Below are 6,860 nucleotides of genomic sequence, written 5' to 3'. Positions count from 1 at the left end.
GAATTGTCGATCGTCCGCTCGAAGGACGACGATATTCATCGCATCCCTATCGTTTGATTTGTCAATGTTCAGCTGATCTCGCAGGTCAACCAACGGAAGAAGTCGTCCTCTTAACCGGTACACTGGCGCCGATTGAATCCATTCAATATTTTTCTCCAATGCTTCGCCATCGAGCCGCAAGAGTTCCTGCAAGTTGACCTGAGGAATTGCATAGCGAGCGTTGTCGCATGTGACGATCAACGCCGGGATGATTGCGAGCGTTAAAGGGATCTTGATTTTGATGGTGGTTCCGACGCCTAGTTCGCTTTGCAGGTCAACCGTCCCACCAATTTTTTCGATGTTGGTCTTCACCACGTCCATGCCGACTCCGCGTCCCGAAACGTTCGACACTTTTGCGGCGGTTGAGAAACCTGGCAGGAAGATCAGGTTGCCAACGTCGCGGTCACACAGCTTTGAAAGCTGGTCTTGATTAAGCAGACCCTTTTCAAGAGCCTTCGCTTTAATGAGTTCGGGATTGATACCACCTCCGTCATCGCTGATCTCGATGTTGACCTGACCACCTTCATGGTAGGCTCGGAGTGTGAGACAACCTTCATCTGGTTTGCCGTTCTTTCGACGCGTCTCTGCGTTTTCGATTCCATGGTCCACCGTATTGCGGACGATGTGAGTGAGCGGATCTTTGATTGCTTCGATGATGGTTTTATCCAGTTCGGTATCCTTGCCTTCCATCTCGATGCGAACTTGTTTGTTGCAGATTCCGGCGAGGTCTCGAACCAGACGCGGAAACTTGCTCCAAACGTTTCCGATGGGTTGCATCCGTGTCTTCATGACACTTTCTTGCAGCTCGCTCGTTATCAAGTTCAGCCGTTGTGATGTCTTTTGAAAGATCGGGTCAGCATGGTCGTTTGCGAATTGCATGATTTGGTTCCGAGCCAAAACCAATTCACCAACGCAAGTCATCAAGTTTTCAAGGAGGGCAACATCAACGCGGATGGTGCTTTCTGCCGCAGACGTGTCGGGATGGGCGACGTTCGGTTTGGCAGCGGCTGGCGACACGGAAATGGGTTGGCTGGGCGGGGGGGCTGTGTCTGTCGCTTTGCTCACGGGAGTGGTTGCTTCCGTGCTGCAATCCGACGATTTCGCATGCGCAGGTGGAGCCGGTTCAGCCTTCGCCTTTGGCTTGGTAGTCTTTCGAGGTGTTGCTGCTTTGGTGCTGGTGGCTCGCGCGGTTCGTTTGGTGGATGTTTTGGTCGTTCGTCCTCGGCCAGATTTCTTGGGCGTCGTCTTTTTGGCGGGAGCTTTCGGAGTAACGGTCGACTTCGCGGGAGCCTCAGTGGACTCGGGTAGAAGGATCTCGTGCAGTTTGGTGAGCGACTCCGCGAGGGCTTCGCTTTCACAGTCTGACTCCGCGCCAGTTTGCTCAATCGACGCCAGTAAATCCCTGACCTTGTCGACGGTGAGAAGGAGTGCACTGGCGATTTCTGGGCCCATCATCAATTTGCCCGCACGCACATCTCCGAGCAGAGTTTCAGCGACGTGAGACAACTTTTCCAGTTTCGCGAATCCGAGGAAACCGGCGGTTCCCTTGATTGTGTGGATGCTTCGGAAGACACCGTTGACCAACATTTCCGAGGTTGGATCTTCTTCCAATGACATCAAGTCTCGCTCGAGTTGCTCCAAGTTGTCGTGACTCTCGATTAAGAATTCTCGCAACGCTTCGCCAGAGAGGCCTTCATTGGCGACTGGTTGAGTAGCCTCGACTTGGGCGATTGGTTCAGGAATAGCAGATGCGACTTCTGCAGCAGTTTCTCCGTTCAAGATGCGTTCAAGAGCATCCAAGTGGTCGGTGATGTCTTGTTCGTTGGAGGTGTATACATCGGCCAAAAGGCCCTTGAGCCGATCGGTTGCCTTCAGGAGGGTGTCAATTACAACTGGTGTGGGGCGAAGTTCGTTCGCTCGAAGTTTGTCGAGAATTTCTTCTTCTCGATGGGCCAGTCCTTGCAGGACATCGAGGCCGAGGAAGCCCGCCGCACCTTTGATCGAATGCACCGCACGAAAGACGGTGTTGACCAATGCGATGTCCATCGAGTCGCCCTGCGACTCCAAGGACAGCAACTGATTTTCAACATCAGAGAGATGCTCCTGCGACTCAATGACAAATTCATTGATTAGCTCTGCGTCTTCGTTATTCACGGTACTGATTTGATCCTGGTAGATGTGTCAGTGGACTAATCGGAAAGATCAGTCGATGCTGGAGATCCGGAGCTTGTTGTGGAGAAGCGTGGCATCAGCTATGTAGCCTGCGAAAGCGGTATGGGTCGGGAAGAATATTGCGAATCGCGAGCTGTGAACGATTTCGTAGATAGTTTTGTTCAGGTTATGAGCACGACGACCAATTGCTCTGATTTGGGACGAATTCGAGACTGATCAAAACGAGCAAATACCAGGCAAAAACAGTGTTCACATACCGCACACCCTGTGTGTTCACAGTGAGCGTTTTTATGTTTGTTTTGTGCGTTGCTGGGGCTGGAATCGCGAGTTCAAGCCGTGGGCTAGTCGCGATCGAACCTGTGTCGAGGAACGACGAGAAACCGCTGCGTTCTGTCGCAGAAGTCGAAGTCGAGGTGGGCTGAAGAAGAGGCGTCGTGATCGACGCTCAAACGTTTTTGCGTCGTCTACTGCAGACGCATGAACCATCAATCACTCGATGGTGTGTCATGGAAATGAAGATCAAAGCGTGGGTAGATCAGAAATCGCTATCGCCACCCGCTTCTTGACGATCTCTATGTCATCGAATGTTCGTCCAGGCGAGATAGGTTCTTTGAGTCTATTCACGCTTGTTTAGCCACCGAAGACTTAGGGCGAGTGTTTGAGTTTGGGATGAGCCAAAACAAACCGCATTTGGTCGATGGAAGGAGGTTTGACCAAATGCTCGTCGAAGCCAGCAGCTTCGCTTTTCAAACGATCTTGATCCTGTCCATAGCCGGTCAGGGCGACCATCAAGATGTCATCGAACCGTGATTCTTCCCGGATCGCAGAGGCGACTTCGTATCCGTTCAATCCTGGCAGTCCGATGTCCAACAGGACGATCTCAGGATGGACTTTGCGAATCAGTTTCAGTGCTGCTTCGCCATCGTTGGCGGTGTGAACCTCGTGAGCACCAAGTTTTTCAAACAGTTTCGAGAGAAGTAAGACCGCGCCCCGATTGTCATCAATCACCGCGATTCGGCGAGCTTGTCCATCACTTTGCCGTTTCAACGGAGCGTCTTGCCTGGGTACGGTCGACGAGGCGATTGGAAGTTCGATGTGAAAACTGGTGCCTTTGCCAAGCCCGTCGCTTTCGGCATGAATGTTGCCGCCGTGCATCTCAAGCAGTTGTTTGACGAGGGTCAGACCGATGCCAAGGCCGCCCTTGGAACGGTCGAGCGAACGATCGGATTGGGCAAATAGATCAAAGACTTTTGGTAGGAACTCCTGGTCGATTCCAATCCCTTCGTCTTGGATCTGAATGAGCAACGAGTCATTCTTCACGCAGGCGGATAACTCGATTGTCCCGCTTCCGTCCATGTACTTCGTCGCATTGCTGAGAAGGTTTTCGAGCACTTGGACGATGCGAATCGGATCCGCTTCCAACCAAATTGTTTCTTCCGGCAGGGTTGTCGTGAGCGAATGCCCGTGAGATGCAATCGTATCTTGGACCGCATCGATTGCCTTTTGAACTGTCGATTGAAACTCGATGCGTTCTTTGCGAAGTTCGACTTTGCCACGCATAATTCGCGAAACATCGAGAAGATCATCGACCAACCGAACGACGTGGGTTACCTGTTCCTGCATCACTCGAACAACATCGCGGTGTTCGTCGTCATCTGCGAGGGCGAGGAGGTCCAATCCACTTCGAATTGGAGCTAAGGGATTACGCAACTCATGAGCAAGCATGGCTAGAAATTCGTCCTTGCGACGATCGGCGTCATGGAGCAATTGCTGTGTCTCGCGCAATTCGTTGATGTCAGTGTTGGTTCCAAACCAACGCACGATGCTGCCTTGTTCATCACGGATTGGTACGGCGCGGGATAGGAACCAACGGTATTGCCCGTCTTTTCCTCTGAGTGGGAAAGTGTCTTCCCAAACCTCTCCGGCGGCTGCGGCTCGCTGGATCCTGTCGACCACTCGATCGACGTGATCGGGATGGTGGACCTTTCGCCATCCCCAAGCTTGCATTTCTTCGAAAGTGCAGCCGGTGTATTCGTACCAGCGTTGGTTGTACCAATTGCATTCGCCAAGATTGCAACAGGTCCATGCCAGTTGCGACATGTTGTCGGCGAGCATTCGGAAACGAACCTCGCTCTCTCGCAAAGCGTCCGCGGCTTGTTGTAGCCGGGTGGAATCGAAGAAATAGCACACTAAGCCGTAGCTACCGTCGGCCAATGTGATGCGATTGACTTGCCATTCGTAAGATTCCGTTTCACCCAGGTCTTTGCGTTTTTCGGTCAGTCCGGGCGAAATGTACGGTTCGCCGGATGCCAACGTTTGCCGGAAAATTCGCACCGCTTCATTCGCGAATCCGGAAGGCCAGATCGTGTGCATGACTTCCTCGAAATCGCGACCGATGACGGGTTGGACGTTCTGAAATGCCGGACCCGCTCCCAAGCTCACTTGTGCGATTTTGAAGTCGCCGTCGACCAAGTAGATTCCCAACGGGGATTGCTCGATCACGGTCAAAAGCGTTTGGGTGGCACGATGCTGATACTCTTCGATCTGTTTTTTTTCGGTCACATCGGTGCCGGCACCAAACCATTCGACAACGTTTCCGGCGTCGTCAAAAATGGGAACCGCGCGACTGTGTATCCATCCAAGCGTTCCATCGATCCGAATGACTCGGTGTTCCAGTTCGTAGAGCGATCGCTTCTCGACCGAGTCTTGAATCGCTTTTCGAACCTCGATTTGGTCGTCTGGATGAATGTAGTGATCCAGCCATGAGCGACTGGGTTCAGTGGTGCTGTCGATGAAGGTGCGCCCTTCCAGCATTCCCATCTCACTCCAATCGGCGTTCATTCGAAATACGATGTCGGATGTCGCCTGCGTCAGGGCTCGGAAGCGTCGTTCGTTCTCGCGAAGGGTGGCTTCGGATCGTTTGCGTTCGGTGATGTCGCGCGTGACCGCCAACTGAACGGTTTCGCCATTGGTCAGCGACAGCGGCACCGCATGGGTTTCCATGTGCCGGCGACTGCCTTGCAGACCAATGATGTCAAATTCCATCACTCCGCTGTGCCCATCGCATACGCGTTGATTGAACTCGCGAAAAGAATCAAGAAACTCGGGTGCAATCAACCCGTAAACCGAGCTGCCGGCGACACTTGTCGACGGTGACGCTTCGATCATCTTCAGGCCGGCGGCATTCATTTGCGTCAGCGTGCCGTCTGACCTCACAACCTTGATACATTCAGGTGTCGTGTCGAAGATCGCTTGCAGGTAGTGCTCTCGTTCCTGGATAGCTTGTTCGGCATTTCGTCTCGCGGTGATGTCAACGGCGACCGCAACCAATTTGGATGGCTTCCCGGAGGCGTCTGCCGCAACATAGCCGCGTTCCTCAATCCAAACGATCTCACCGTTGTCGGGTCGAATGATACGAAACTGAGTGTGAAATTCGCGGGATCCTTGCAACGTGCTTTGAATCGTTTTCTCCACCGTATCGACATCGTCCGGGTGCACGAGTTCTCGGGCGGTTCGCCCAGTCGCGTGATCGGACAATGACTTGATTCCGAAGATCTCAATTGCGTTTTCAGAATAGAGAACGGTGTCAGCGGAGATATCCCATTCGACGGCGACCATTCGCGAAGCCAGCAACGCCATTTGCAAGCGTGACTTCTGACGCCGCAGCATGTCGGCGGATTCGTTCTTCACCCTTGCTCGTCGGATGATCGAGTCTACGCGAGCCAAAAGTTCGTGTTCGTTGATCGGACAGCACTGAATGTCACTCCGCTCGAACTCGAAAACGTGCTGCCAGGTCGTCGGATCAATCGGGGTGGCTTCACCAACGACCAAGACAAACGGAACGCCGCGAAGTTCCGCGTGGGCACGAGTCTGGGCGAGCAGATTCACACCGGAAACTTCGCGAAGATCGAAACCGGCAACGACGGCGTCAAAGCTTCCTTGAGTCAGTTGTGCCCAAGCCGATTTTCCATCCTCGACCGCAGCCAGGTTATGCCGGCGACCGAGGACCTGGACCAGGTGCTCTCGTCGCTCAACATTGCTTTCGGCGATGAGTATTGTGGATCGATCTTCCACCATTTTGACTCTCATTTTGCATGCAATCAATCTACGTCGTTCGCGACGCAGGCGACGAATGATCGTGCCTATGCTCATGCTACCAGTTTGTGTATTCCGTACATACGTCTTTCGATTCAGCAACGTTCTATTCGGAAGGCCGACGCGGGAATACGTTGAGGGGGATCAGGGTTTTTGAGCGGATGCGGTCAAACGAAGTGCGACGACCGGAAGAGAAGCTAGTCGTTTTTCGAAACGCAATAGAGTGCTTGGTCGCTTCGTAGATGGAGTTCGCCATCGGAGACGGCGGGAGACGCGTTGAAGTCCGAGTCATCGGATTCGACCTTGTTTTGTGCGATCGGCTTGAACGAATCGCCCGGTCGATAGACCAAGGTTCCGCTTCGGCGAGTGACGACATAGATGTGGTCACCGATCAGAATGGGGGAGGCGTCGACGGGCCGTCCGCTTTCTAGGTTGATCACCCGTTCACGATAGATGACCTCGCCATCTTTGGATGAAGTGTAATACGCAATCTCGCGGTCGCCGATCTAGAAGAGCCTGCGCTAAAAGGCTCAGGTAGTTCTGATACAGCTGCA

At 53.1% G+C, this 6,860-nt stretch carries 2 protein-coding genes and 1 pseudogene; all 3 read right to left on the bottom strand.

Annotated features, from left to right (window positions below; genetic code table 11):
* The coding region (locus tag RE6C_RS26890; protein ID WP_008661778.1) for a chemotaxis protein CheA at positions 1 to 2,193 on the bottom strand (2,193 nt) is incomplete at its 3' end.
* A gap of 663 nt (positions 2,194 to 2,856) precedes the next feature.
* Positions 2,857 to 6,300, bottom strand: coding sequence for a hybrid sensor histidine kinase/response regulator (locus RE6C_RS26885; protein WP_236618555.1), 3,444 nt, complete (start codon positions 6,298 to 6,300; stop codon positions 2,857 to 2,859).
* A 203-nt stretch (positions 6,301 to 6,503) separates the two neighbouring features.
* Positions 6,504 to 6,812: pseudogene (locus tag RE6C_RS26880) on the bottom strand (PQQ-binding-like beta-propeller repeat protein); the annotation flags it as partial.
* Positions 6,813 to 6,860: the final 48 nt, after the last annotated feature.

The sequence above is a fragment of the Rhodopirellula europaea 6C genome (assembly GCF_000338295.1).
Classification (GTDB): domain Bacteria; phylum Planctomycetota; class Planctomycetia; order Pirellulales; family Pirellulaceae; genus Rhodopirellula; species Rhodopirellula europaea.
This window is presented reverse-complemented; position numbering and strand designations above follow the sequence as displayed.